Origin of the sequence: Burkholderia sp. WP9, from assembly GCF_900104795.1 — a bacterium.
Lineage (GTDB): Bacteria > Pseudomonadota > Gammaproteobacteria > Burkholderiales > Burkholderiaceae > Paraburkholderia.
In genome coordinates, this window is record NZ_FNTG01000002.1 from 396,174 (window position 1) to 421,439 (window position 25,266).

At 63.3% G+C, this 25,266-nt stretch carries 22 protein-coding genes; 12 read left to right on the top strand and 10 right to left on the bottom strand.

The features are described from left to right. Positions 1 to 99 precede the first annotated feature (99 nt). The 3 genes from BLW71_RS23060 (at position 100) to BLW71_RS23070 (ending at position 2,899) form a co-directional block, all read left to right on the top strand. Positions 100 to 1,008, top strand: a complete 909-nt coding sequence (locus tag BLW71_RS23060) for an SDR family NAD(P)-dependent oxidoreductase (RefSeq protein WP_091802029.1) — start codon at positions 100 to 102, stop codon at positions 1,006 to 1,008. A gap of 68 nt (positions 1,009 to 1,076) precedes the next feature. Further along, positions 1,077 to 1,958 carry a metal-dependent hydrolase gene (locus BLW71_RS23065; RefSeq protein ID WP_091802032.1) on the top strand — a complete coding sequence of 294 codons (882 nt, stop codon included), beginning with the start codon at positions 1,077 to 1,079 and terminating at the stop codon, positions 1,956 to 1,958. After that, the gene (locus tag BLW71_RS23070) at positions 1,955 to 2,899 is read left to right on the top strand and encodes an alpha/beta fold hydrolase (protein ID WP_091802035.1); all 945 of its coding nucleotides are present in this window, start codon (positions 1,955 to 1,957) and stop codon (positions 2,897 to 2,899) included. The genes BLW71_RS23065 and BLW71_RS23070 overlap by 4 nt, the downstream gene beginning before the upstream one ends. Here BLW71_RS23070 and BLW71_RS23075 read toward each other — a convergent pair. Beyond that, entirely contained in the window at positions 2,874 to 3,428 is a 555-nt protein-coding gene (locus BLW71_RS23075; RefSeq protein ID WP_091802038.1) for a putative glycolipid-binding domain-containing protein, read from the bottom strand. The two genes, BLW71_RS23070 and BLW71_RS23075, sit on opposite strands and share 26 nt — an antisense overlap. A gap of 238 nt (positions 3,429 to 3,666) precedes the next feature. Here BLW71_RS23075 and BLW71_RS23080 point away from each other — a divergent pair, with 238 nt between their 5' ends. The 3 genes from BLW71_RS23080 to BLW71_RS23090 are packed head-to-tail and all read left to right on the top strand — an operon-like array spanning position 3,667 to position 5,684. Then, complete coding sequence (locus tag BLW71_RS23080; RefSeq protein ID WP_091802042.1) at positions 3,667 to 4,617, top strand: urea transporter; 951 nt, start codon at positions 3,667 to 3,669, stop codon at positions 4,615 to 4,617. Positions 4,618 to 4,674: 57 nt separating this feature from the next. Beyond that, positions 4,675 to 5,451 (top strand): class II aldolase/adducin family protein, encoded by a 777-nt coding sequence (locus tag BLW71_RS23085; protein WP_091802044.1) that lies wholly within the window; start codon positions 4,675 to 4,677, stop codon positions 5,449 to 5,451. 47 nt (positions 5,452 to 5,498) lie between these two features. Continuing rightward, positions 5,499 to 5,684, top strand: coding sequence for a 4-oxalocrotonate tautomerase (locus tag BLW71_RS23090; protein ID WP_091802047.1), 186 nt, complete (start codon positions 5,499 to 5,501; stop codon positions 5,682 to 5,684). 170 nt (positions 5,685 to 5,854) lie between these two features. Here the strand turns inward: BLW71_RS23090 and BLW71_RS23095 are convergent, their stop codons facing one another. From BLW71_RS23095 to garD, 7 genes are all read right to left on the bottom strand, one after another. Next, positions 5,855 to 7,054 (bottom strand): porin, encoded by a 1,200-nt coding sequence (locus BLW71_RS23095; RefSeq protein WP_091802050.1) that lies wholly within the window; start codon positions 7,052 to 7,054, stop codon positions 5,855 to 5,857. 100 nt (positions 7,055 to 7,154) lie between these two features. Continuing rightward, positions 7,155 to 8,507, bottom strand: a complete 1,353-nt coding sequence (locus tag BLW71_RS23100) for a TRAP transporter large permease (RefSeq protein ID WP_091802054.1) — start codon at positions 8,505 to 8,507, stop codon at positions 7,155 to 7,157. Between the two features lie 7 nt (positions 8,508 to 8,514). Next, entirely contained in the window at positions 8,515 to 8,994 is a 480-nt protein-coding gene (locus tag BLW71_RS23105) for a TRAP transporter small permease (protein WP_091802057.1), read from the bottom strand. Between the two features lie 146 nt (positions 8,995 to 9,140). Further along, complete coding sequence (locus BLW71_RS23110) at positions 9,141 to 10,133, bottom strand: TRAP transporter substrate-binding protein (RefSeq protein WP_091802060.1); 993 nt, start codon at positions 10,131 to 10,133, stop codon at positions 9,141 to 9,143. 635 nt (positions 10,134 to 10,768) lie between these two features. Beyond that, positions 10,769 to 11,695 (bottom strand): SMP-30/gluconolactonase/LRE family protein, encoded by a 927-nt coding sequence (locus tag BLW71_RS23115; RefSeq protein WP_091802063.1) that lies wholly within the window; start codon positions 11,693 to 11,695, stop codon positions 10,769 to 10,771. Further along, the gene (locus BLW71_RS23120) at positions 11,692 to 12,534 is read right to left on the bottom strand and encodes an NAD-dependent epimerase/dehydratase family protein (protein ID WP_091802065.1); all 843 of its coding nucleotides are present in this window, start codon (positions 12,532 to 12,534) and stop codon (positions 11,692 to 11,694) included. The genes BLW71_RS23115 and BLW71_RS23120 overlap by 4 nt, the downstream gene beginning before the upstream one ends. A 70-nt stretch (positions 12,535 to 12,604) precedes the next feature. Continuing rightward, a complete protein-coding gene (gene garD, locus BLW71_RS23125; protein WP_091802068.1) occupies positions 12,605 to 14,194 on the bottom strand; it encodes a galactarate dehydratase in 1,590 nt (529 codons plus the stop codon). A gap of 237 nt (positions 14,195 to 14,431) precedes the next feature. On the opposite strand from garD, the gene kdgD reads away from it, so the two are divergent. From kdgD to BLW71_RS23140, 3 genes are all read left to right on the top strand, one after another. Further along, positions 14,432 to 15,349, top strand: coding sequence for a 5-dehydro-4-deoxyglucarate dehydratase (kdgD, locus tag BLW71_RS23130; RefSeq protein WP_091802071.1), 918 nt, complete (start codon positions 14,432 to 14,434; stop codon positions 15,347 to 15,349). A 200-nt stretch (positions 15,350 to 15,549) separates the two neighbouring features. Beyond that, entirely contained in the window at positions 15,550 to 16,902 is a 1,353-nt protein-coding gene (locus tag BLW71_RS23135; RefSeq protein ID WP_091802075.1) for an MFS transporter, read from the top strand. 233 nt (positions 16,903 to 17,135) lie between these two features. Continuing rightward, complete coding sequence (locus tag BLW71_RS23140; protein WP_091802078.1) at positions 17,136 to 17,879, top strand: FadR/GntR family transcriptional regulator; 744 nt, start codon at positions 17,136 to 17,138, stop codon at positions 17,877 to 17,879. Between the two features lie 127 nt (positions 17,880 to 18,006). Here BLW71_RS23140 and BLW71_RS23145 read toward each other — a convergent pair whose 3' ends face one another. After that, positions 18,007 to 19,590, bottom strand: a complete 1,584-nt coding sequence (locus tag BLW71_RS23145; protein ID WP_091802081.1) for an aldehyde dehydrogenase (NADP(+)) — start codon at positions 19,588 to 19,590, stop codon at positions 18,007 to 18,009. A gap of 223 nt (positions 19,591 to 19,813) precedes the next feature. Here BLW71_RS23145 and garL point away from each other — a divergent pair, with 223 nt between their 5' ends. From garL to BLW71_RS23160, 3 genes are all read left to right on the top strand, one after another. Then, complete coding sequence (garL, locus tag BLW71_RS23150; RefSeq protein WP_091802085.1) at positions 19,814 to 20,614, top strand: 2-dehydro-3-deoxyglucarate aldolase; 801 nt, start codon at positions 19,814 to 19,816, stop codon at positions 20,612 to 20,614. 31 nt (positions 20,615 to 20,645) lie between these two features. Further along, entirely contained in the window at positions 20,646 to 21,539 is an 894-nt protein-coding gene (locus tag BLW71_RS23155) for a 2-hydroxy-3-oxopropionate reductase (RefSeq protein WP_091802088.1), read from the top strand. A gap of 243 nt (positions 21,540 to 21,782) precedes the next feature. Beyond that, entirely contained in the window at positions 21,783 to 23,798 is a 2,016-nt protein-coding gene (locus BLW71_RS23160; RefSeq protein WP_091802091.1) for a glycoside hydrolase family 28 protein, read from the top strand. Between the two features lie 170 nt (positions 23,799 to 23,968). On the opposite strand, the gene BLW71_RS23165 is transcribed toward BLW71_RS23160, so the two are convergent. Beyond that, on the bottom strand, positions 23,969 to 25,261 hold the full coding sequence (locus BLW71_RS23165) for an MFS transporter (RefSeq protein ID WP_091802094.1): 1,293 nt from the start codon (positions 25,259 to 25,261) through the stop codon (positions 23,969 to 23,971). Positions 25,262 to 25,266: the final 5 nt, after the last annotated feature.

Genomic DNA, 25,266 nt, shown 5'->3' on the forward strand with positions numbered 1-25,266 from the left:
CAGGCGCTGTTCAGAGAGGACAACAACAATTTCGCATAGGGCCGGAGTGAAAGGTTGAAGCACTAGCTCTGGTTGAACGCTGTGCATGGAGATAAGCCAATGAAAAACTTTACTGACAGAGTGGCCGCGATCACCGGCGCAGGCTCGGGCATGGGCCGCTCGCTCGCGATCCAGCTCGCGCGCGAAGGCTGCCACCTCGCGCTAGCCGACCGTAATGCCGCAAGCCTCGCCGAAACCGCGCAGCTTGCTCAGGCCGCGGCGCCACACATCGTCGGCGCGCCGCTGCGCATCACCACCCGCGTGCTCGATGTAGCTGACCGCACCGCGATGTTCGACTGGGCCGCCGAAACCGCCGCGCAGCATCAGCGCGTCAACCTCGTGTTCAACAACGCAGGCGTCGCGCTGTCGAGCACCATCGAAGGCATGGACTACGCCGATCTGGAGTGGATCGTCGGCATCAACTTCTGGGGCGTGGTGCACGGCACCAAGGCATTTCTGCCATACATCAAGGCGTCCGGTGCGGGGCATATCGTCAATACGTCTAGCGTGTTCGGACTGTTCTCCCAGCCGGGCATGAGCGGCTACAACGCGACCAAATTCGCGGTGCGCGGCTTTACGGAAGCACTGCGCCAGGAACTCGACCTGATGAAGTGCGGCGTGTCGGCCACCTGCGTGCATCCGGGCGGCATCCGCACGGCCATCGCGCAATCGAGCCGTATCTCGTCGAACATGGTCGGCTTCATGCTGGAAACCGAACAGCAGGGCAAGGACGACTTCGAGAAGTTCTTCATCACCACCGCCGACGAAGCCGCGCGCGTGATTCTCGACGGCGTGCGCAAGAACAAACGGCGCGTGCTGATCGGACGCGACGCGCGGGCCGCCGACTGGCTGGCGCGCACGTTGCCGGCGGCCTATCAGGCACTGGTGGTGATGCAAACGCGGCGGATGAAACGCATCGCGGAGAAACGCGCGCGGCGCGCCGCGCAGGTGGACGGCAAGCGCGCATAAAGCTGCGCAATGCACGTCACTCGCTCAGAACATTCAGCAACACATAGAGACTCACAAGGAGAAAGGCCATGATGCCGGTTCGCCGCGACCTCCGTTTCAACTTGCCGCAGGAACGTGCCTGCGATTGGCACGTGCAGGGCTCGCATGTGACACACTTCTTCAATGCGCTTTCGCTGCTGTTTCCGGCCGGCGAGCGTTTCTTCATGGACAGCGTGCGCAACTACCGCGACCAGATCGACGACCCGGTGCTGAAGAAGCAGGTGCTCGGCTTCATCGGCCAGGAAGCCATGCACACGCGCGAGCATGTGGAGTACAACGATCTGTTGCAGGAAGCCGGCTTGCCCGCGCATAAGCTCGACAAACGGCTATGGGCGATTCTCAACTTCGGCCGCAAGGTTCTGCCGCATTCGTACCAGCTCGCGGTCACCGTCTGCCTCGAGCATTACACGGCCATGCTGGCGGGCCTGCTGCTGCAGGACGCGACGCGCATCGGCGGGTCGGTGGAGGGCTATACGCAGATGTGGACCTGGCATGCACTCGAAGAAACCGAGCATAAATCCGTTTCGTACGACGTGTGGAACACCGTGCTCAAGCCCGGACTCGGCCGTTATCTCCTGCGCACCGGCACCATGCTCGCCACCACCGTGACGTTCTGGCTGATCGTATTCGACTACCATGTGCGGCTCATCATCGCCGACCGCAAGCGCGGTGGCCATCTGCGCGGCATGTGGCGCGTCGTGAAATATCTGTACGGCCCGCGCCACGGTGTGTTTCCTCGCATCGCCGGTGAGTGGCTGAGCTTTTTCCGGCCCGGCTTTCATCCGTGGGATCACGACAACCGCGCGCAACTGGCGCGTATCGACGGACTGGTTGCCGCGGTCGATGCCACCAATGCGGCCACGCCGAGCGCCCGCAAAGCCACGCGGCGCGGCGTGCAGGCGGCCGCGTGATACGCGACACGCTCTCGGTCGAGGCCGGCGGCGTGCGGCTCGCGGTTTATGTGAGCGGACCGCGCGAGGCGCCGCCCATCGTGCTGGTACACGGCTACCCCGATTCGGCGGCGGTGTGGGAACCGGTGCGCGTGCAACTGGATGTGCGCTACCGCGTGATCGCCTACGACGTGCGCGGCGCGGGAGCTTCCGAGGCGCCGGCCACGCGTCACGCTTACCGGCTCGAACGCCTCGCCGCCGATCTTGCCGCCGTCGCCGACGCCACGTGCGGCACGCGGCCGTTTCACCTCGTCGGGCACGACTGGGGCTCGATTCAATGCTGGGAAGCCGTGACCGATCCCGCGTTCAAAGGCCGCATTGCTTCGTACACGTCGATCTCAGGGCCGTGTCTCGATCATGCTTCCTTCGACTTGCGCGGCGGCGGTGACACTCAACCCGCGCAGCAGACAAAGAAGCGCCCGTTCGGCAACAGTGTCCGGCAGACGCTCAAGTCCTGGTATATTTTCTTTTTCCATTTGCCGTGGCTGCCCGAGCTGGTATGGCGCGCGGGCGGCGCACGTCTGTGGCCGCTATGGCTGCGGGTGACGGAACGCGTGCGCCCGGCGCCCGATCCCGCGCAGATGCGCAACGCGATCAACGGCTTGAATCTCTACCGCGCCAATTTCATCGACAAGCTGCTGCACCCGCGCGCGCGTCATGCGCACGCGCCGGTGCAATTCCTCGTGCCGCTGCGTGACCGTTATGTCGGGCCGGCGCTCTCTCTTGGACTGGAGGGCTGGCTCGGCGCATATGAACGCATCGAGATCGATGCGGGCCACTGGGTCGTGCTGCGCGAACCCGAACGGATCGCGGCAAGCATCGAGCGTTTTGTGGAACGGCACCGCACGGACCACGGCGGCTCGACCGCATCGACGCTCAACGCTCGCGCGGCAGGCGTGTGAACAGCGTCGGATAGTCGATCACGAGGCCGTCTTCGTCCACCTTCATGTCGGCCGTAAAGTCGCGGAAGATGCCCTCGTAGCGATACTCGCCGTGCAATGCGATGCACGTATAGGCTTGCTCCACGCGCGTCACCTGCAAATCCGGCGTAGAGATATACGCTACCGAAATGGGCCGGCGCTCGCCCTCCGCCAGTTGCAAACGGCGAATCGGCAGCGTGTTGGTGAACGGCGTGGCGGCGATATCGATGTCGATGCAACCTTCGATCGCACTCAGTGCAAGCCCGTGGCCATCGCGCCAGTGGCCCTCGCCATCGCCATGCAATTCCAGTTCGCCGCCGCCGACGATCTTCAGCCACGCAAAGCGCGTGCGCCATTGCGCGTCACAACGCACCTTGTAGTGCAGCCCATACGGCTTCCCATAGCGCTGCCCGACCAGGGCGCTTTCTACCGCGAAGCCGTCCTCATGCGCATCGAACGCCAGATGTTCGATGCCGTCGCCCTCTTCCGATGCCCACCGTACTTCACGCATCTGACTGTCTCCTCGTGAAACGGCGCAGGCTGCACGCCGGGCTACTATCGTAGCGCGAAAGCTTTCGGCTCACCGACACGCCGTGGCGTGGCCGGTGTCGCAAATAGCCACTATCAAGCATGGCGATGCACGGCGCGCCGTAGCTGGCCTATCCTCGCCATTCCCAGTTCTCCTGCCGGCGCGCTTGCCGTGCGCGCCCGGGATTTGCGCCTCATCGACATCACGCCGCCTTCACATCATGCACGCCGCCGCGACCGAAGCTCAATCCGCCGCCTTGCGCACGCTGTTGCGCAGTCTCGGCCAGATCGTGCTGCAACCGAACGCCTTCACCGGCGCGTGCCTGCTCGGCGCATGGCTGCTGGACGATCCGCGCCTCGCTTGCGCCGCGCTCATGGGCGCGGTTGCGGCCAATGTGAGTGCGGTCCTCGCCGGATATCGCGAGGACGATACGCGTGCCGGCTTGCACGGCTTCAATGGCGCGCTGGCGGGTCTCGCCGCCTTCAACTTCATCGCCGACAATGCCACCGCCGCCGCTGTGGCGATTCTCGCCGCCACCGCCACGGCATGGCTTCTGGAGCCATGGTCGCGCATGCTGCGCGCGCGCGGGCTCGGCTTTTTTTCGAGCCCGTGTCTGATCATCAGCTGGCTTTGGCTGCCGTTCGTCGCGGCGAACCCGCAACCGGCAAGCGTGGCCGCGACGCCCGCATCGAGCGCGCTGGAATGGGGCGGCGGCCTGCTCTCCGGTTTCGCACAAACCGGCTTCGCATCGGACGCACTGGCTGGCTTGCTGGTGTTGATCGGGATCGCGGCTTCGTCACGCAAGCATGCGTTGCGGGCGTTGATCGGCGCGGGGTTCGCGAGCGTCGCGCATCTAATGCTTGGCGCGACGGCAAGCTCGTTCGATGCAGGCCTGTTAGGATTCAACGGCGCACTGACCGCGCTCGCGCTTGCCGACTGCGGTGTCGTTACGATGCTCGGCGGTGTGGCCCTGTCGGTCGTGCTGCAAGCGGCGGCCGCCCACATCGGCTGGCCGGTTATGACAGCGCCTTTCGTCCTCGCGACGTGGAGCGTGCAATGGCTCAGGCAGCGCTCGGCGCATGGCGTCGCGGCCGCTGAACCGGCGCAGCGGATCGACGCCGTGCGCAGCGCGGCGACTCCGGATCCGGGTCCGGCCAGACGCGTGAGTTAGGCCGTCGGGGAGCGTCATGCACGCAACGCGGTGCTGCAAAAATTTCAGGAGACAGTCATGTCGTTCACTCACACCCCTGCCGGCCGCGTCGCCGAAGCGGGGCCACGGTCCGACGCGGAGCGGCAAACCCGCGTCGACCTCGCCGCCGCCTATCGGCTCGCGGCGCTCAACGGCTGGGACGATCTGATCTACACGCATATCTCGGCGAGCGTTCCGGGCGAGCCCGGCCACTTCCTGATCAATCCATTCGGCCTCGCCTTCGATGAAGTCCGCGCGTCGAACCTCGTGAAGATCGATATAGACGGCAACATCGTCGGCGCGAGCGAACATGCGGTGAACGCGACCGGCTTCGCGCTGCACGCGGCGGTTCACGCGGCACGCGCCGATGCGTTCTGCGTGATGCATTTGCACAATACGGCGGGTGTGGCGGTTTCCGCTCAGCCGGCCGGCCTGCTGCCCGCTTCGCAACATGCGCTGCGCTTTTACGGCCACCTCGCGTATCACGCTTACGAAGGCCTTGCGTTCACGCCTGCGGAGGGCGAGCGTCTCGTCGCGCATCTCGCCGACAAACCCGCCATGCTATTGCGCAATCACGGCACGCTGACCGTTGGGCGCACCGTCGCGGAAGCCTATGTGCTGATGGCAACACTGCTCAAGGCATGCGAGATCCAGTTGCAAGCGCAAGCATGCGGCGCGGAACTCGTCGTGCCGAGCGATGCGGTCGCCGCACGCACCGCGGAACAACTTTACGACGGCGGCGCCATTGAAGGCGCACTCGAATGGCCTGCCCTGCTGCGCAAACTCGACAGGCTCGATCCCGGCTATCGCGCTTGAATTCGCCTCACGCTCACCTCAAACCCATCCCTATACGGAGTCACGCCATGCCCACGTTTCACATCGAACTCTTCGAAGGCCGCTCGGTGGAACAGAAACGCCAGTTCGTCGAAGCCATTACCAAAGCGACCTGTGAATCGCTTGGCGTCGAGGCCAACTCGGTGGAGATCATTCTCACCGACGTGAAGCGCGAAAACTGGGCAACGGGTGGACGTTTGTGGTCTGACGCGTGAAGGCGAAGCGCGCCGTACGCACCGGCCGGTACGACACGCGTAATGCCAGGCGGCCGGCGTCGTCGAAGAGGCTGCGCGCATTGCGCGCGCAGCCTGTGCTGCCCGGCGACGCGCGTTAAAAAACGCGTCGCCGTGGCGGCGTAGCAACACACCGCCACCGGGTTATGCCATCAGAACTTGTGGATGATGCCCACGCCCGCGGCAAACTGGCTACGCGACGAGGACGGCGCGCTATTCTGACCGTCGCCGATATCAGCCGTTGCGTTGATGATGCTCACGCCGTTCGTGCCCAGCGTCTGGCCGCCTGCGCGTTGATACGCCTCGAGCGCGTACAGACCGGTGCGCTTGGAAAGGCTGTAGTACTGCGACAGGTTGAACTGCTGGTAGCTAGCCGAGCTCGTGATGCCGTTCGCTTTGGTAGCGCGCGTATAGCTGTAGCCCGCAGCGAGGTCCAGTGCCGTCAAAGGCTTGAAGTGCAGCACGGCGCCGCCTGTGTTGAAGATCGCCGTGGTGTGGAAAGGCGAGTTGATACCCGGAATGTACTGCACGTTCGAGTACGAGAACGACACATCCCACTGCGGGGTGAAGGTATAGCCACCCGTCACCGCCACGCGCTGCTGAGCCTGGGCGCGCTGATAGCCGTTGTTGATGCCCGACACGCCAGCCTGCGCGCCGTTGTTGGACGTCGTGGAGTCAGCGCCCCATGCGCCGCCGCCAGGCGTCGAGTTGTTGATGCGCTGGAAGCCGGCCGCAATGCCGAACGGACCATTCAGGTACTGCAACGCCGCGCTCCACGTCGAACCGGCGTTGAAGCTGCCCGGCACGCCGCCCAGCGAATACGAGCCGCTAGCCGTCAGGCCGTACAGGTTCGGCGACGTGTACACCAGCGAGTTATTCGCGCGGTACAGCGTATCCAGAGAGTCGATATCGCCCGGGTGCGCGCCGTATGCGCCCGTCAGCCACGTGGTCGGGCTATACGGCGAGAGCATCGTGTAGTACGACGTATATTGGCGGCCGGCCGTGAACGTACCGTAGCTGGCGTTGGCCACGCCGACATAAGCCTGACGGTTGAACCCGAGGCCGGAGACGGACTGTGCGCCGGTTGCGCTGTTAAAGCCCTCTTCCAATTGGAAGATCGCCTTGGTGCCGCCACCCAGATCCTCTGAGCCCTTCAGGCCGAAGCGGCTGCCAGCCCAGACCCCGTTGACCATTTTCACAACCGAACGGCCGCCGGAGGTCGAGCCGAGCGTCGTCTGACTGCTCTGATAACCGATCCCCGCGTCTACGATCCCGTACAACGTCACGCTGCTCTGAGCGTGTGCGCCGAGGGCGACCAACCCAAGGGCCGAGGTTGCTAGTGCCTTTTTCATTTCTGCTCCTCTTTAAAAGATTATTCTTTGTTTGCCGCACTGTACGAGCGCCGCCGGGCGCCCCCAAAGGGCATATTCTTCGGGACGCTAATTAAGGATTTCAAAATACCGGGTGACCATTGATCAGGCTAGGCAACCACGTGGAAAACATCGGTACATAAGTGACGATGTTGATCGCGCTGAAGATAGCCAGGTAATACGGCCACGCCACCTTGGTAGTTTCACCAATCGACACATTGCCAATCGCGCAACCAATAAACTGCACCGAGCCGATCGGCGGGTGCACCAGACCCAATGCGCAGTTCAGCAGGATCATGATCCCGAACTGCACCGGGCCGACGCCGGCGTGCATCGCCATCGGCAGGAACAGCGGCGTGGTGATCAGGATGTGCGCCGCCATATCGACGAACGTGCCGAGGAAAATCTGGATCAGGTTGATGTACAGCAGCATCAGCCACGGCAGGCTGGTCGCGCCGTCGAGCATGTGTTCGATCGCGTCCGGAATCTCCAGATACGCCATCTGGTAGCGCAGCATGTTCGACACGCCGATCAGCAGCAGCACCACGCCGGTCGTCTTGGCGGCCTTGGAGAGCGCGTGAAACAGCTTCTTCATCGTCATCGAGCGATACACGACGATCGTCAGCACCAGCGAATAAAACACGGCGATTGCAGCGGCTTCTGTCGCTGTAGCAATGCCCTTTGCCACGCAGACCAGAATGATCGCAATCACCATCAAGCCGGGCAATGCGCCAAGGAATGTGCGGGCCACGGCGAACCAGCCGGGGAATCGCTGCAGTTCCGTCGAGCCGTCGGGACGGCGCGGATAACCGTATTTGACCGCTTGCCAGTACGCGGCGACCAGCACGAAACCCATCACCCACAGCACCGGCAGCAGACCGGAAAACAACAGATCGCCGATCGACACGCCGCTCATCGGGTGTCCATTCAACGTGCCGGTGATACCCTGCGCCGCGAATGCGTAGATGATCATGTTGGTCGACGTCGGCATCAACGCGCCCGCGAGCGACGAGTGCGTCGTCACGTTGACCGCATAAGCCGCGCTGTACCCTTCACGCTTCATCAACGGAATGACTACGCCGCCCATCGCCGACGTGTCCGCCGAGGGCGAACCGGAGACCCCGCCGAACAGCGTGCAGGCGACTACGTTGGCCATGCCGAGACCGCCGCGGAAATGCCCGACCGTGGCTTGCGCGAAACGCAGGATGCGGTCCGCAATGCCGCCGTGCAACATCAGCTCACCGGACAGAATGAAGAACGGGACCGCGAGAAACGAAAAGCCGTTGATCCCCGAGATCATCGACTGCATGGCGGTGGCCGCCGGCAAACCCTCGTACAGATAGGTCAGGACGCACGAAAGCCCTAGCCCGAATGAAACAGGAACGCCGAGAAGAAGAAAGACGAGGAAACTGACGGAGAGGATGGCGAGTTCCATGATTGCTCTATTTTTGTTTCTGTGCAAAAAGCGCGAGCAGGTTCTCTAGCGAGAACATTGCAATGCAGACGCTGGCAAAAACCGGGATGCAATAACGCAAAGACTCAGGCAAGCCAATAATGGGAATCCGGTCTTCCATGGTGGCCTCCACCATCTGCAGACAGCCGAAGAAAACCGCTACCGCGAACGTGATCAGGCAAATGTGCTGAAAGGCCGTCGCGACGAGTTGACCCTTCGGCGGCAATTTCTTGACGAGCGAGTCGAGCCCGATATGGCCGCCTTCGCGCACTTTGAGCGCGGCGCCGAACATGGCGATCACGATCACCAGCAGAAGCGCGATGGGCTCGACGAAATCCGGTGCATCGCTGAAGACGTAGCGCATCACGACGCTGTAGATCACCAGCAGGCTCAGCACGGCGAGACTCACCGACGCTACGACAACCAGCACGCGGAACAGAAAATCATTTGGGCGCTTTATGAAACTCATTGACCCCATCCTTGCATACGACCGACCTGTCTTTATTAGTCAGCAATCCTGTTCGACTCTTCAGTTCAGGAAGCGCGCAGCGGCAGCGCTCACGAATCTTCTCGCGAGCCCTTCGCGCCGCTGCGTTGCTTCCTTTCAGGCGAGCCTTATTTGACTGCCTGGATTTCGTCGACGATCTGCTTCATTTGCGGGGTCTTTTCGTACTTTGCCCAGACCGGTTGCATGACCTTGACGAACGCGGCGCGATCGATCTGCGACGCGCCGACGATGGTCGCGCCGCCCTTCGTGACGGTCTTGCTCGCGTCGGCTTCGCGCGCGGTCCACAGCTTCTGGTAGTACGGCACCGAGTCGGCGGCAGCCTTCTTGATGATTTCCTGTTCCTGCGGCGACAGCGTGTCCCACACCTTCTTCGAGAACACCAGCACTTCCGGCGTCATCGAATGCTGGGTTTCGGAGTAGACCGGCGCGACTTCGAAGTGCTTGGTTTCTTCGTACGACGGCAGGTTGTTTTCAGCGGCATCCACCAGACCCGTCTTCAGGCCCGTGTAGACCTCGGCGAACGGCATCGGCGTGGGCGTGCCGCCCATTGCGCGGATTTCGTCGACCATCAGATCGGACGGCTGCACGCGAACCTTCAGGCCCTTCATGTCAGCGGGCGTGTGAATCGGCCTCTTGGTGTAGATCGAACGCGCGCCGCTCTCGTAGAACGTCAGCGCGATCATGCCCTTCGCCTTGAAAGCGTCGAGAATCTTCTGGCCTTCCGGGCCGTACATCACTTTGCGGAAATGGTCGATGTCGCGAAACAGGAAAGGCAGCGACGGGATCATCGATTCAGGAACGATTTCGTTGAAAGCCGCGCCGTTGGCGCGCGCCATGTCCAATGCGCCGATGCGCACCTGATCGATCGTGTCGTTCTCGGAACCCAGCGCGCTATTGCCGAAGACCTTCACCGTGTCTTTGCCGTCGGTTGCCTTCTTGATCTGCTCTCCCATGTATTTCACGGCCATGTTGGTCGGATAGGTGTCGCCATGCACGTCCGACACGCGGAACACACGCGCTTGTGCCGACACGGTGCTGAAGGCCAGCGCCGAAGCCGCGACGATCATCGAAACACGGGAAAAGGCAAACTTCTTGTTCATCGTGAAATTCCTTGAAAAATTGACCATCCAATCGATTGCGGGGGCCGCCTGCGGAGGACCGCTTGCGGGTGACCGCCTTCGGATGCGACATGGTTTTGCTGCGTCTCCCGGCTCGGCACCCGCCACCGCTGGTGGTCACGCGCGCTTTGCCGTGCTGGTCTGTGCAACTTCCCCGGCGCAGATACTCAGCACTCCTGTCAGACAACTCGACTCTTTTACTTTTGCTTCAACTGCTCGGCTTGCGCCTCGCGCGCGAGTCATCGCGCACGAGACGTTGTCCGCCTCATACCGAATAACCTGAAATTCACAGAAAGGAATTTGTTTGGGCTTATATGTTGTACGACGACATATGAAGTCTATAAAAGGCGGTTTGAGTTGTACAGACGGTATTTACCCGCACCGCAGAAACGTCTTCAGGGATGACCGAACGATCGCATGTGAAGGCTAAGCGCCAGCTGGCGCGGCCTTGCCGAGGCAGCGGCCGGCGTCGCCCAAAGCTATTTTTTACAGCCGCACCGCGGGCAGACCGTCGCCTTTCCACCACAATGTTGTACGACGAGTGACGAATCGAAATAGCCAAAACAAAGGCGCCGGACATGTCGTCATGTCCGGCGCCTTGCTCCAATACGCTCCGCTTACAGCTGACCCGCGAACTCCGGTTCCGGCAACCCGGTTACGCCAGGCCGCACGGCGAAAAGATGTCCATCGTGCTCGCTCGCGTTCGCGGGACGGATCGACGTCACGAACAGCGTATCCAGATCGCGCCCACCGAAGGCGCACATCGCCGGCTTGGTGGCCGGCACGGCAATCTGCCGGTCGAGCTTCCCTTGTGGCGTAAAGCGCAGCAACAGGCCGGCGTCGTTCGCGCAAATCCAGTAGCAGCCGTCGGCATCCACCGCGGCGCCGTCAGGACGGCCCGCATGATGATTCAGATCGGCGAACACGCGACGGTTGCGTGGCTCGCCGGTTTCGATGTCAAAGTCGAATGCCCAGATCTGCCGGCGCAAAGGATGCGAGTCCGACAGGTACATGGTCGTACCTTCCGGCGACCACGCGAGGCCGTTCTGCGTGATGAGCGCGTCGACGACCGGCGCGGACAGCACACCGCGCCCGTCGAATCGATAGAGCGCGCCGGCCGGCTTGGCCGCTGCCATGTCCTGCACCATCGTGCCGGACCAGAAGCGCCCCTGGCGGTCGCAACGGCCGTCATTGAAACGCATGTCGTCGCATGGGAAGTCCGGCGCGGCGAGCTTGCGCCCTGTCACCTGCACGGGTTCGCCGTCAGCCGAACCCTCAGTGAGCGCGACAGCGAAAAGTCCGGTTTCGCAACCGGCCAGCACCGTACCGCGCTGATCGAACGCAATGCACGCCACTTTCTCCGGCAACCGCCATTCGGAGCGCTTACCCGAATCGACGTGTAGCCGCACGATCTTTTGCGCCGGAATGTCCACCCAGTAGAGCGCCTGTTCCGCCACGCGCCACACCGGGCTTTCGCCGACGGAGGCCGGTGCCTGTCCCGCTGCCTCCACCCGCTCCACTCGCGGGTTCGCTGCGGCGCTCACCGCTTCGGCTCCATCGGGCCGGCCAGCACGAATGGGCCGCCTTGAAAACGCTGCGTCGGATCGTCGAGGTTGGTCGTGGGTGCGGCGACCGGAAAGAGATGCTCGAATTCGATCGAACTGTCCTGCGGACGAAAGCCGAGGAACGCCGCTTTGGTGTTATCCACCCACTTGGTCCGGTTGTCCGAGACGCCATAGACGATCGCGTGGCCCACGCGGTTGGTAAACAGCGAGCAGCGCACCAGCTCGATGAAGTCGCGATAGCTCAGATACGTGACGAGCATGCGCGGATTCTTCGGCTGCTCGAACGACGAGCCGATCCGCAGGCACACCGTCTCCAGACCGAAACGATCGAAGTAGTAACGCGACAACGATTCGCCGAAGCACTTCGTCACGCCGTACAGACTATCGGGACGCAACGGCGCGTCGACATCGACCACCTCCGTCACCGGATGAAAACCCACCGCGTGATTCGAGCTCGCATACACGATGCGCTTCACGCCCTGCTTCTGCGCAGCCGAATAGAGGTTGTACAGGCCGCGAATATTCGCTTCGAGCAGATCTTCAAACGGCGCCTCGACGGAAATGCCGCCGAGGTGAATCACCGCGTCCACGCCTTCGAGCAGCGCGTGAACGGCGGCTTCGTCCGCGAGATCGACGCTCGCGGCTTCTTCGTGGTCCGCCACGTCGCCGAGCGGCGCGATATCCGAGACGCGCACGATATCAGCCCACGCGGCGAGCGCGCCACGCAATTGCTTGCCCAGGTTGCCCGCCGCGCCAGTCAGCAGCAGACGGCGGAAGGGTTTCTGTGCGGCGCCGCGATCGAGGTTCGAGTCAGTCATGTTTCTATTGTGGTGTGAGTGCGATCAGGTCTGCATGATGCATGCAGACCTGGTGTGTCGAGCGAGCCGATCAGGTCACCGGCGCCGGATTGAACAGCACCAGCGCATTGTGGAGCTTGAGTTTTTCCGCGCACGTTTGCTTGCGTCCGCTGGCGATGTCGAGCATCAGGCGGAACAATTCCCAGCCCACCTCTTCGATGCTCGCCGCGCCGGTCGCGATGGTGCCGGCGTTGACGTCCATCAGGTCATGCCAGCGGCGCGCGAGGTCCGAGCGCGTTGCGACCTTGATGACCGGCACCTCGGCGAGGCTATAGGGCGTGCCGCGTCCGGTGGTGAATACGTGCAGGTTGATACCGGCCGCCACCTGCAACGTCCCGCAGATGAAATCGCTCGCCGGCGTAGCCGCATAGATCAGGCCTTTCTGCTTGACCTTTTCGCCCGGCGACAACACGCCGGAAATGGCCGAATTGCCGGATTTGATGATCGAGCCCATCGCCTTTTCGACGATGTTCGACAAACCGCCCTTCTTGTTGCCCGGTGTGGTGTTGGCGCTGCGGTCCGCGCCGCCGCGCTTCAGATAATCGTCGTACCACTGCATCTCGCGGATGATCGCCGCGGCGACCTCCGCGTTCGCCGCGCGCGCCGTCAGCTGATCGACGCCATCGCGCACTTCGGTGACTTCGGAGAACATGACCGTCGCGCCGGCACGCACCAGCAGGTCGGTCGCGAAGCCCACCGCGGGATTCGCGGTCAGTCCGGAAAACGCGTCGCTGCCGCCGCATTGCACGCCGACCACCAGATCGGACGCCGGGCAAGTTTCGCGACGGCGATTGTTGAGCCGCTTCAGATGACCCTCGGCCATTCTCATGATCGACTCGATCATCGACTGGAAGCCGACGTGCGCGTCGTCCTGAAGCACCACGACGTCGCCGTTCAGATCAGCCTCGATATCGCCGATGTCCGCGACTTCCGCCACGTTCGCGGCCGCGGCGATCGGAATCGTGCCGGGCGGCATCAGGCGCTCGGGCTGCAGCTTCTCGCAGCCGAGGCTGACCATCATCACCTCGCCGCCAAAATTCGGATTCAGGCTGATATTGCGCACGGTGCGGATCGGCACCATCGCGTCGGGCGCGTCGATGGCGACACCGCAGCCATAGGTGTGGCCGAGGCTCACCACGTCGTCGACATTCGGGTACTTGGGCAGCAACTCGGCCTTGATGCGGGTGACCGCATGCTCGACCACGTCGGCCACGCATTGGACCGTGGTCGTAATGGCGAGAATGTTGCGCGAGCCGACCGAGCCGTCCGCGTTGCGATAGCCCTCGAAGGTGTAGCCCTCGAGCGGCGGCATTTCCGGCGCCTTGATCGTGGCGATCGGCAGATCCTCGAGTCCCGGCGGGCTTGGCATGCGGATCACATGTTCGTTGATCCAGCTGCCTTTCGGCAACGCCTTGAGCGCATAGCCGATCACCACGTTATAGCGGATGACTTCGTCGCCCTCGGCCAGATCGGCCAGCGCGACCTTGTGCCCTTGCGGCACGCGCTCGCGCAGTGCCAGACCATCGGGAAATACCGCGCCCTCACCCAGACCGCCGTCGTTGACGACGATCGCGACGTTGTCATTGGGGTGAACGCGAATGTAGAGCGGAGATTGTTCCATTGCATCGATCCTTATGGCGCTGCACACCTGTCGCGCCGACTATTCATACGTCATCCTACAACATGAAAGATTGCGCAGACGTTCCGTATTTACCCTAGGACAAGCATTATGCTGCGAAATGACCGTTGAGTTGCCGAAATTCTTGTTGTACGATGACGTATAAGAAATCTCCATTTCTACTGATCGAACCCTCCGCGGAACCATCCGCGAACTATTCCGACGCTCTGGATACTCATCATGACGACACCGCAGGAACTCAAGCAGATCGTTTCCGAAGGCCTCCTGTCCTTCCCCGTTACCGACTTCGACGAACACGGTGATTTCCGCGCCGACACGTATGCCGAGCGCCTCGAATGGCTCGCTCCTTACGGCGCGTCGGCACTGTTCGTGGCCGGCGGCACGGGCGAATTCTTCTCGCTCACGCACAACGACTATTCGAACGTGGTGCGCACCGCTACCGAAGTCTGCAAAGGCAAGGTGCCGATTCTTGCCGGCGCGGGCGGCCCGACGCGTGTTGCGATCGCCTACGCCCAGGAAGCCGAGCGTCATGGCGCGAACGGCATTCTGCTGATGCCGCATTACCTGACGGAAGCCTGCCAGGAAGGCATCGCCGCGCATGCGGAAGAAGTCTGCAAGTCCGTGCCGAACATGGGCGTGATCATCTATAACCGCGCGAACTCCAAGCTTAACGCCGATATGCTCGAAGGGCTGGCCGAGCGCTGCCCGAACCTGATCGGCTTCAAGGACGGCGTGGGCGAGATCGAGAACATGGTGTCGATCCGCCGCCGCCTTGGCGACCGCTTCTCGTATCTCGGCGGCCTGCCGACCGCGGAAGTCTATGCCGCCGCGTACAAGGCGCTTGGCGTGCCGGTGTATTCGTCGGCGGTGTTCAACTTCATTCCGAAGACCGCGATGGACTTCTACCGTGCGATCGCTGCAGACGATCACGCGACCGTCGGCAAACTGATCGACGAGTTCTTCCTGCCGTACCTGGCCATTCGCAACCGCCGCGCAGGCTACGCGGTCAGCATCGTCAAGGCGGGCGCGAAGCTGGTCGGCCACAGCGCCGGTCCGGTCCGCGCGCCGCTGACCGATCTGACGGAAGAAGAAATGGCCAGGCTGGACGCGCTCATCAAGACGCTCGGCCCGCAGTAATCCGGCCGGCGTATCAGACGCAAACAACACCCGGCGGCCGTGCGAACGATCGCCGCACGCACGGCACCGCAAAGAGCGCCCGGGACGGCAACGTCGCCGGGCGTTTTTGTACCGCACGCCAGTATCGACGAGGCCCGCGGCTCGTTGCGCCGCGACGCCCGGGAGCCTGCTCCCAAGCATAAGAACTTCAGGAGATGTCCATGGAAATGAGCCGCACGGCGAGTGCCACCCACGTCGCGAAGCGCACTCGAGTTCGCTACGCGATCCTGCTGCTGATCTTTCTGATCACGACCTTCAACTACGCGGACCGCGCCACGCTCTCGGTCACCGGCTCGGCCATGCGCGCCGAGTTCGGCTTCGACGCGATCCGCATGGGCTACATCTTCTCCGCGTTCAGTTGGGCTTACGTGCTGTCGCAACTGCCGGCCGGTTGGCTGCTGGATCGCTTCGGCGCGCGGCGCGTCTACGCCGCGAGCATTTTCTTCTGGTCGCTCTTCACACTGCTGCAAAGCTCGATCGGCTTGCTCGGCAGCGCGGCGGCGGCCATCACCGCGCTGTTCGTGCTGCGCTTTGCGATGGGCGCAGCCGAATCGCCGGCTTTTCCGGCCAATGCCAAGGTGGTGGCGAGCTGGTTCCCGACCAACGAACGCGGCACGGCGTCGGCCATTTTCAATTCGGCGCAATACTTCGCGGCGGTCGTGTTCACGCCGCTGATGGCATGGCTCACGCACGCGTTCGGCTGGCACATGGTGTATGTCGTGATGGGCGTGACGGGACTTCTGCTCGCGCTCACCTGGCTGAAAATGATGAAGAACCCCGCCGACCACCCGCGTGTGTCGCGCGCCGAACTGGAGTACATCGAACAGGGCGGCGGCGTGATCAACGGGCAGAAGAAAGCCCGCGCCGCCGACAACATCGAAAATACCGGGGGCTGGCATCTGGTTCGCCAACTGCTGGGCAATCGTATGCTGCTCGGCGTCTATCTCGCGCAGTACTGCATCAACGTGCTGACCTACTTCTTCCTCACCTGGTTTCCGATCTACCTCGTGCAGGCGCGCGGCATGACGATCCTGCAAGCGGGCCTCGTGGCTTCGCTGCCCGCGATCTGCGGATTCTCCGGCGGCGTGCTCGGCGGCATCCTGTCCGACGGGCTGATCCGGCGCGGCCATTCGCTCACGATCGCGCGCAAGGTGCCGATCGTCGGCGGCATGCTGCTGTCGGTGTGCATCATCGGCTGCAACTATGTGACGACCGATTGGGTCGTCGTCGCCCTCATGTCGCTTGCGTTCTTCGGCAAAGGCATCGGCGCGCTCGGCTGGGCCGTGGTCGCCGACACGTCGCCGAAGGAAGCGCTCGGCCTGTCCGGCGCGATCTTCAATATGTTCGGCAACGTGGCCGGCATCGTCACGCCGATCGTGATCGGCTATCTCGTGGCGAAGACCGGGTCGTTCAACGGCGCGCTGGTGTTCGTCGGCATCAACGCCCTGCTCACGGTGTTCAGCTATCTCGTGATCGTGAAAGACATCAAACGGGTCGAGTTGCGCCCGCGCTAAAGATGCGGCGCTTATCGGTGCGGTTAGCGGTGGGGTTGTCGTCGCAGTTATCGTACTTCCCTGCGGCGCTGAACCAGACGCCGCCGCAGCGCGAGACGCGCCGGACAGCACGCCGATGCCACGCCGAGCGCCGCCACGCAAAATGATTCGGCCTCTATATAATCAGTCGTCAGACGACGGTATAATGAAACGCATGAAGTGTTCGCAACTATCTGATTCAAGGGGCGTTTTCGATGGCTACACCACTGGCATCCGCAGCACCGCCACGACGCGCTCGTAATCTTGCCGAGTTCGTCGTCAGCTACGTCACCGAGCAGATTGCCTCCAACGCCCTGAAACCCGGCGACAAGCTGCCAACCGAGTCACAGCTCATGGTCACGCTGAGCGTGAGCCGCACCGTCATTCGTGAAGCGATTTCGCGTTTGCAGGCAGGCAAGATCATCGAGACGCGGCATGGCATCGGCAGTTTCGTGCTGGAGCCGCAGCGCGAAAAACTGGGTATCGACATGGTGCCCGCCACCACCTTGCGCGACGTGTTGTCGATCCTGGAATTGCGCATCAGCCTCGAAACGGAATGCGCGGGGCTCGCCGCCCAGCGCGCCAAGCCGGATGACCTCGCGCGCATGCGCACCGCGCTCGACGCGATCGAAGCCACGCGCCACAACGGGCTGGATAGCGTCGACGCCGATCTGCAATTTCATATTTCGGTGGCGCGCGCGACCGGCAACCGTTATTTCGTCGACATCCTCACGCAAATGGGCAGCGCGCTGATTCCGCGTAACCGGCTCGATTCGGCGGGCATTGCGCGCGCGGAACCGGACGCGTATCTGTCGCTCGTGAACCTGGAACACGAAAGCATTCTCGAAGCGATCACGCGGCATGACGCGGAAGGTGCGCGCGCGGCCATGCGCATGCATCTGTCCAACAGCCGCGAGCGCTTGCGGCGTGCGAACGAAGCCGCCGAGGCGAATAGCTGATCCGCTTCGTCGCCGCGAAGTCATGGCGCAGACAGTCGCCGCGAACGCAAAGAGAAATGGCCGGGGATCGAACTGACCCCGGCCATTTTTCATTTCACGCGATCACTGATCGCGGCTCACCCGGCACTCAGCTGCGCGTGATCTCGCCATCGCGGCGGCGCCACAGGTTCAGCGGGTTGCTGTCGGTCAGCGCCTCGGGCAACAGATCGGCCGGGAAATCCTGGTAGCACACCGGGCGCAGGAAGCGCTCGATCGAGGTCGTGCCGACCGAAGTCGCTCGGCTATCGGACGTGGCCGGGAACGGGCCGCCGTGCACCATCGCGTGCGACACCTCGACGCCCGTCGGGAACCCGTTGACCAGAATCCGGCCGGCCTTGCGCTCGAGAATCGGCACCAGCTTCCTTGCCGCCGGAAGGTCGGCGCTATCCATCTGCACCGTGGCGGTCAACTGACCGGCAAAATGCTCGGCGACCGCCAGCAACTCCTGCTCGTCCTTGCAACGCACGATGGTCGAGGCCGGGCCGAAGACTTCGTCTTCCAGCGCCGGCGTGGCGAGGAACGTCTGTGCATCGGTTACGAACAACGCCGCGCGAGCCTGCGTCGGGCCGCTTGCTTCCACGCCGTGCGCCACGGCTTCCACGCCTTTGATCGCAGCCAGCTTGCCTTCGCCCTCTTCATAAGCAGCGTGGATGCCGGACGTCAGCATGGTTTGCGCGGGCTTGCCGCTCAGTGCGTCGGACGCGGTTGCGACGAAGCCCTTGAGCGCGTCGCTGTCCACGGCAATCGCGAGACCCGGATTGGTACAGAACTGACCGGCGCCGAGCACCAGCGAATCGACGAAGCCGCGCGCAATGCTCTCGCCGCGCTGAGCCAGCGCGTTCGGCAGAAGGAACACCGGATTGATGCTGCTCATTTCCGCGTAGACGGGAATCGGTTCGGCACGCGCCGCCGCCACGCGCATCAGCGAGGTGCCGCCCGCGCGCGAACCGGTGAAACCGACCGCCTTGATCGCCGGATGCGCGACCAACGCTTCGCCAACGGAATTCCCCGCGCCGACGATCAGCGAGAACACGCCTTCGGGCAAATCCATCTCTTGCGCGACACGCTGGATCACACGGCCGACCATCTCCGAGGTGCCAAGGTGAGCGCGGTGCGCCTTCACCACTACCGGACAACCGGCCGCGAGCGCCGCCGCCGTGTCGCCGCCGGCCACCGAAAACGCGAGCGGGAAATTGCTGGCGCCGAACACCGCGACCGGGCCGAGCGGAATCTTTTGCATACGCAGGTCGGAACGCGGCAACGGCTTGCGCTCCGGCAGCGGCGAATCGAGCGTGGCGGCGAGCCACTGACCGGCGCGCACGACTTGCGCGAACAGTTTGAGCTGCCCCGTGGTGCGGCCGCGTTCGCCTTCGAGACGCGCCTTGGGCAAGCCAGACTCCTGTTGCGCCCGCTCGATCAGCGCATCGCCCAATGCCGTGATGCCGTCGGCGATGCGTTCGAGAAATTCGGCGCGCACCGTGAGCGGCAACTGGCGGTACGGATCGAAGGCCTGCCGCGCGAGTTCACAGGCCTCGCCGACGTGGGCAACCGAGCCGCTGCCGAAAACCGGCTCCGCGATGTCCGATCCCGTGGCAGGATTGAACGCATGCAATGGTTTTTCCTCGCCGCGCACCGTTTTGCGGCCGATCAGCATTTCGCCGGTAATAGACATTTCGCTTTCCTTGGATAAAGACCTAAGATATAGGTCATCCTACAACACTGCGGGGTACTCGCGCAACCGGAAACGCTTGCCCCGCAAGGAATTCGGGTTTACGTGGCCGTTACAACCGGCAAGGTCGGTGCTAATCTGAGACCTAGACATACGACGACCTATAACTATCGTTTTGCCGTCGTCGCAGCTTGCCCGATCCATCGTCGTTCGAGGAAATCAGCCCATGCCTGCCGTCACGCCCTACCAGCCCTTACCCAATAGTTTTCGCCGAGCGGTGCGCGGCGGCGAAACCCTGATCGGCTGCTGGGCGTCGCTCGCCAGTCCGATCGTGACCGAACTGCTCGGCGTGATCGGCTTCGACTGGATGCTGCTGGATGCGGAGCACGCGCCGAACGACGTGTTGACGCTGATCCCCCAACTGATGGCGCTCAAGGACAGCGCGAGCGCGCCGGTCGTCCGGCCGCCGGCCAACGACAGCGTGTTCATCAAGCGTCTGCTCGATAGCGGCTTCTCGAATTTCCTGGTGCCGTTCGTCGACAGCGCCGAAGACGCGGCTCGCGCCGTCGCCGCCACACGCTACCCGCCGCAGGGCATTCGCGGCGTCTCGGTGAGCCAGCGCGGCAATCGCTATGCGACCGTGGCCGATTACTTCGACATTGCCAACGACAACGTCTGCGTCATCGTGCAGATCGAAAGCCGCAAGGCGGTCGAAGCGATCGACGACATTCTCGCCGTGGACGGCGTGGACGCCGTGTTCGTCGGGCCATCCGACCTCGCGGCCGCCTACGGCCATATCGGCAACCCGAGTCACCCCGACGTGCAGCAGGCCATCGCGCACGTGTTCGAACGCGCGCAAGCCGCGGGCAAGCCGAGCGGCATCCTCGCCCCGGTCCAGGCCGACGCGGAGCGCTACATCGCGATGGGCTGCCGCGTCGTCGCGGTGTGCGCGGACATGGGGCTGCTGAAAGGCGCCGCACAGACGGTTCAAAAACACTTCATGCAGAAACAGGCGGGCCAGCAGTAAGCCGGCCGCCGCGACATCTCCGGAGCATTCCATGCAAAAAGCAGGCTTTATCGGACTCGGCATCATGGGCAAGCCCATGGCCGCCAACCTTCTCAAGAACGGCGTCGCGCTGGCCGCGTTCACGCGCAGCGGCGTGCCCGACGATCTCATCCAGGCGGGCGCCGTCGCGTGCGACAGTCCGGCCGCCGTCGCCGCGCATGCCGACGTGATTTTCATCATGGTGCCGGATACGCCCGATGTGGAACGCGTGCTGTTCGGCGATCAGGGTCTCGCCGGCGCGCTGCGCGCGGGGCAAACCGTCGTCGACATGAGCTCCATTTCGCCGATGGCCACGCGCGAGTTCGCGGCGCGCGTGCGCGAGCACGGGGCGGACTATATGGATGCGCCGGTGTCCGGCGGCGAAGTCGGCGCCAAGGCCGGTTCGCTGACCATCATGGTGGGCGGCGAATCGGCGACCTTCGAGAGCGTCAAGCCGCTTTTCGACATGATGGGCAAGAACGTTACGCTGATCGGCGGCGTCGGCGCGGGTCAGGTGTGCAAGGTGGCCAACCAGGTGATCGTTGCCGCGACGATCGAGGCAGTCGGCGAAGCGCTGCTGCTCGCGTCCAAAGCCGGCGTCGATCCGGCGCGCGTGCGTGAAGCGCTGATGGGCGGTTTCGCGTCCTCGCGCATTCTCGAAGTGCACGGCGAGCGCATGACCAAGCGCACCTTCGACCCGGGCTTTCGCATCGAACTGCACCAGAAGGATCTGAACCTCGCGCTCTCGACCGCGCAATCGCTCGGCGTGTCGCTACCGAATACCGCTACCTGCCAGGCGCTGTTCAATGCCTGCGTCGCGCATGGCGGCAAGGCATGGGATCACTCGGCGATGGTGCGCGCGCTCGAAATCCTCGCCAATCACGAGATCGGGCAAAAACCGGCCTAAACCGCACGTCTGTCTTTCAGGCGCCGCTGCGCTTGCCTTATGCAAATAGGCAAGCCGCAGCGGCGCATGCGTGCGTTCGCTTTCTTTTTCGCTACGCGTCAGCAAAGCTGCGCCATTTCCCACCAGGAAAATTTTCTTACGAATATTAAGGATACCTTACTTTAACACAACGCCTTCGACAAGTCGTATCCACCCGAATAGCAACGACTTTTAACAACGCCCGCAAAGGGCAAGGAGACAACCGTGGCAATCATCGATAAAAACAGCGGCAAGCGTGCGATATCAGGAACGCCCGGCCGGACCGAACCGAATTCGCCCGCTCGCCGTGCCTTTATCGTGCTGGCGGGAACGTCCGCGGGCGCGACCCTGCTCGGCGGCCTGTCCGCCTGCGGCGGCTCGGTCAACGGCGGCACGACCACGCCGCCTGTCGTACAGGATCCGATCTGGGGCGCCTCGGGCGCCGCGACACAGATCATCGCGTCCTTGCAGGGCATTACCCAGTCGATGTTCCCGGCACGCGACTTCGTCGTCACGCAATACGGCGCCGCGCCGTGCGCCGTCGTCGCCGCGACCAATCCGTACACCGGCTCGGCGTCCGTCGCGAGTCCGGGTTCGAACCTCACCAACGCCGCTGGTTCATTCGACTCCCGCCCTGCCTTTCTCGCCGCCATCCAGGCCTGCAACGCCGCCGGCGGCGGACGCGTGGTCGTGCCGGCCGGTACGTGGTATTGCGCCGGACCGATCGTCCTGCTCAGCAACGTGAACTTCCACCTCAGCGCGAATTGCACGATCTACTTCAGCCCGAACCCGGCGGACTACGCGAAGGACGGCCCGGTCGCCTGCGGCGCCAACGGCAACCTGTTCTATAGCCGCTGGCAGGCGAACGACTGCCTGAACTACGGCTCCCCCGTCTACGCGCGCAACCAGACCAACATTGCACTGACCGGCGAAGACGCGAGCTCGGTGCTCAACGGACAGGCCATGACGCCGTTCGCCGGCAGCGGCAACACCGCGACGTGCTGGTGGACCTTCAAGGGATCGAATGGTGCGTACGGGTGCGTGAATTCGTCGACACCGTCGCAGGCCTATCTCAATCCGAAGAACGTCGACCTGAAAACCGCCGCACCCGGCATTTCCGACGCGCTCTACGCGCAACTGACCAGCCCCACGACACCCTGGCAAGAAGACCAGAACTATCTGCCAGCCCTCTCGGAGGCAGGCGTGCCGATCGCGCAGCGCGTGTTCGGCGTCGGCCACTATCTGCGTCCGTGCATGGTCGAGTTCCTCGGCTGCACGAACGTGTTGATGGAGAACTACACCACCAACAACACACCGTTCTGGCAGCATCATCCGACCGATTGCAAGAACGTCGTGATTCGCGGCGTGACGACCAACAGCATTGGCCCGAATAACGACGGCTTCGACCCGGACGCGTGCAACAACGTGCTCTGCGACAGCGTGACGTTCAACACCGGCGACGACTGCATCGCGATCAAGTCGGGTAAGGATCTCGATACACAGTACGGTCCCGCGCAGAATCACGTGATCCAGAACTGCACGATGAATAGCGGCCACGGCGGCATCACGCTCGGCAGTGAAATGGGCGGCGGCGTGCAGAACATCTATGCGCGCAATCTGAAGATGCTGAACCAGAACTGGGCGACCAACCCGCTGAACATCGCGATTCGTATCAAGACGAACATGAATCGCGGCGGCTTCGTGAAGAACTTCTACGTCGATACGGTCACGCTGCCCAACGGCGTCAGCCTCAAGGGCGGCGGCTACGGCAGCGCGTTGCTGAGCGGCAGCCCGATCAATGCCACGGTGCCGCTCGGCGTAGTAACGGCGACTGCCGCCAATCCGTCGGCGGCACAGGGCGGGCTGATCACGTTCGACTGCGACTATCAACCGGCCAACGACGCGATTCGCATCCGTCCGGCAATCGTGCAGAACGTGAACATTTCGAACGTGACGGCGAGCAACGTGACGGTGGGCGGCGTGACCGGCTCGTGCTTCCAGGCGATCGTCGCTCAAGGGCCTGTCGCGTTCGACTACAACGGCGCGGCGCCGACACCGACCATTCCGCCGATCACCGGCGTGACGATCTCGAACTGCAATCTGGGCACGGCGGTCTCGGCCGGACCCGCTAGCGCGACAACGCCCGGGCCGATCTACGCGTACAACGTCAACGGCATTACGTTGAACAACGTGGTGATCGGCGCGACGACATACAACACGACGGTCGTCGATAAACGCTGAGCGGTAGAGGGTTGAACGGCTGGGCGAAGCGCGAGCGTCGTCCAGCCGTGAACGTTGAAGAAACGCAGTGAGCACAAGCAAAAATGGCGGCGCCCGAAAGCGCCGCCATTTTTCTATTGACCGGCGCGCTCGATCAGCGCCGGGTGTTCGTCATCCCAACATGGCCAGAATCACTTCGCGACCGCGCTCACCGGTGTCCAGCGCGGCTCGGGCGTCTTGTCGGCACTCTTCGCCAGCAGGCACACCACAGCGGCCGCGATGATGTCGAACACCGCCAGCACGACGAACAGCGGGCTGTAGCCGACCTGCGTCACCAGCACGCCGAACAGCGCCGTGAACGCCGCAGCACCCAGATAGCCCGCCATGCCGCCCATGCCGGTCGCGGTGGCGACTTCATTCTTGCCGAACATATCGGACGTAATCGCGTAAAGCGCGCCCGACAAGGTCTGATGCGCAAACCCGCCGACGCACAGCAGCGCCACCGCCACATAAGGACTCGCCACCAGACCGACGCAGGCCGGCCCGATCATGCACAGCGCGCCGACCACGAACACCATCTTGCGCGATGTGAACAGCGACACCTTCGCGTACTTGTGAAACAGCGGACTGAGATAGCCGCCCAGCACGCAGCCGATATCCGCAGCCAGAAACGGCATCCACGCATACAGCGCGACTTCCTTCAGGTTCATGTGACGTTCGGTCATCATGTACAGCGGAATCCACGCGTTGAAGGTCTGCCAGGCCGGTTCGGAAAGAATGCGCGGAATGCCGATCGCCCAGAAGTCGCGGCTGCCGAGCATGGCGAACCAGCTGCGCCTGGCGGCGCCGGCGTCGCTGTGCTTCGCTTCCTGGCCGCTGAGAATGTAGTCGCGCTCGGCGTCGCCCAACAGCTTCTGCTTGCGCGGATGCTTGTAGAGCGCCATCCACAGCACGCTCCAGACAATGCCGGCCACGCCGACGATCACGAACGCGAGCTGCCACTCTCCGCGCAACAATGCCCAGACCACCAGCGGCGGCGCCAGCAGCGCGCCGATCGACGAGCCGATGTTGAACCAGCCGATCGCCACCGAACGCTCCTTGGCGGGGAACCACTCGCTCGTCGCCTTGACGCCGGCCGGAATGCCGGCCGCTTCCGCAATGCCGAGCAGGCCGCGGAAGAACGCGAGGCTGCGCCAGCCCGTCGACCACGCCGCCGCGGCGCACGCCAGCGACCAGGCCAGCGCGAAGACCGCAAAGCCGATCTTGGTGCCAACGGTATCGAGCACAAAGCCGGCGACCGGCTGCATGAAGGCATAGCAAAGTTGCCACGCCACGACCACGTGCGAATACTGCTCGGTGGTGATGTGGAGGTCCTTCATCAACGTCGGCGCCGCCACTGAGAGCGTATTGCGCGCGAGGTAATTGATGATGAGCCCGGCCGCGACCAGGCTGACCATCCACCAGCGGATGCCCTTGATTTTCATTGCTG

What these genes read in the sequence shown, in the direction of transcription:
- BLW71_RS23060 (WP_091802029.1), top strand. Translation starts at nt 100, where the DNA reads ATGAAAAACTTTACTGACAGAGTGGCCGCGATCACCGGCGCAGGCTCG.
- BLW71_RS23065 (WP_091802032.1), top strand. Translation starts at nt 1,077, where the DNA reads ATGATGCCGGTTCGCCGCGACCTCCGTTTCAACTTGCCGCAGGAACGT.
- BLW71_RS23075 (WP_091802038.1), bottom strand. Translation starts at nt 3,428, where the DNA reads ATGCGTGAAGTACGGTGGGCATCGGAAGAGGGCGACGGCATCGAACAT.
- BLW71_RS23080 (WP_091802042.1), top strand. Translation starts at nt 3,667, where the DNA reads ATGCACGCCGCCGCGACCGAAGCTCAATCCGCCGCCTTGCGCACGCTG.
- BLW71_RS23085 (WP_091802044.1), top strand. Translation starts at nt 4,675, where the DNA reads ATGTCGTTCACTCACACCCCTGCCGGCCGCGTCGCCGAAGCGGGGCCA.
- BLW71_RS23090 (WP_091802047.1), top strand. Translation starts at nt 5,499, where the DNA reads ATGCCCACGTTTCACATCGAACTCTTCGAAGGCCGCTCGGTGGAACAG.
- BLW71_RS23095 (WP_091802050.1), bottom strand. Translation starts at nt 7,054, where the DNA reads ATGAAAAAGGCACTAGCAACCTCGGCCCTTGGGTTGGTCGCCCTCGGC.
- BLW71_RS23100 (WP_091802054.1), bottom strand. Translation starts at nt 8,507, where the DNA reads ATGGAACTCGCCATCCTCTCCGTCAGTTTCCTCGTCTTTCTTCTTCTC.
- BLW71_RS23105 (WP_091802057.1), bottom strand. Translation starts at nt 8,994, where the DNA reads ATGAGTTTCATAAAGCGCCCAAATGATTTTCTGTTCCGCGTGCTGGTT.
- BLW71_RS23110 (WP_091802060.1), bottom strand. Translation starts at nt 10,133, where the DNA reads ATGAACAAGAAGTTTGCCTTTTCCCGTGTTTCGATGATCGTCGCGGCT.
- BLW71_RS23120 (WP_091802065.1), bottom strand. Translation starts at nt 12,534, where the DNA reads ATGACTGACTCGAACCTCGATCGCGGCGCCGCACAGAAACCCTTCCGC.
- garD (WP_091802068.1), bottom strand. Translation starts at nt 14,194, where the DNA reads ATGGAACAATCTCCGCTCTACATTCGCGTTCACCCCAATGACAACGTC.
- kdgD (WP_091802071.1), top strand. Translation starts at nt 14,432, where the DNA reads ATGACGACACCGCAGGAACTCAAGCAGATCGTTTCCGAAGGCCTCCTG.
- BLW71_RS23135 (WP_091802075.1), top strand. Translation starts at nt 15,550, where the DNA reads ATGGAAATGAGCCGCACGGCGAGTGCCACCCACGTCGCGAAGCGCACT.
- BLW71_RS23140 (WP_091802078.1), top strand. Translation starts at nt 17,136, where the DNA reads ATGGCTACACCACTGGCATCCGCAGCACCGCCACGACGCGCTCGTAAT.
- BLW71_RS23145 (WP_091802081.1), bottom strand. Translation starts at nt 19,590, where the DNA reads ATGTCTATTACCGGCGAAATGCTGATCGGCCGCAAAACGGTGCGCGGC.
- garL (WP_091802085.1), top strand. Translation starts at nt 19,814, where the DNA reads ATGCCTGCCGTCACGCCCTACCAGCCCTTACCCAATAGTTTTCGCCGA.
- BLW71_RS23155 (WP_091802088.1), top strand. Translation starts at nt 20,646, where the DNA reads ATGCAAAAAGCAGGCTTTATCGGACTCGGCATCATGGGCAAGCCCATG.
- BLW71_RS23165 (WP_091802094.1), bottom strand. Translation starts at nt 25,261, where the DNA reads ATGAAAATCAAGGGCATCCGCTGGTGGATGGTCAGCCTGGTCGCGGCC.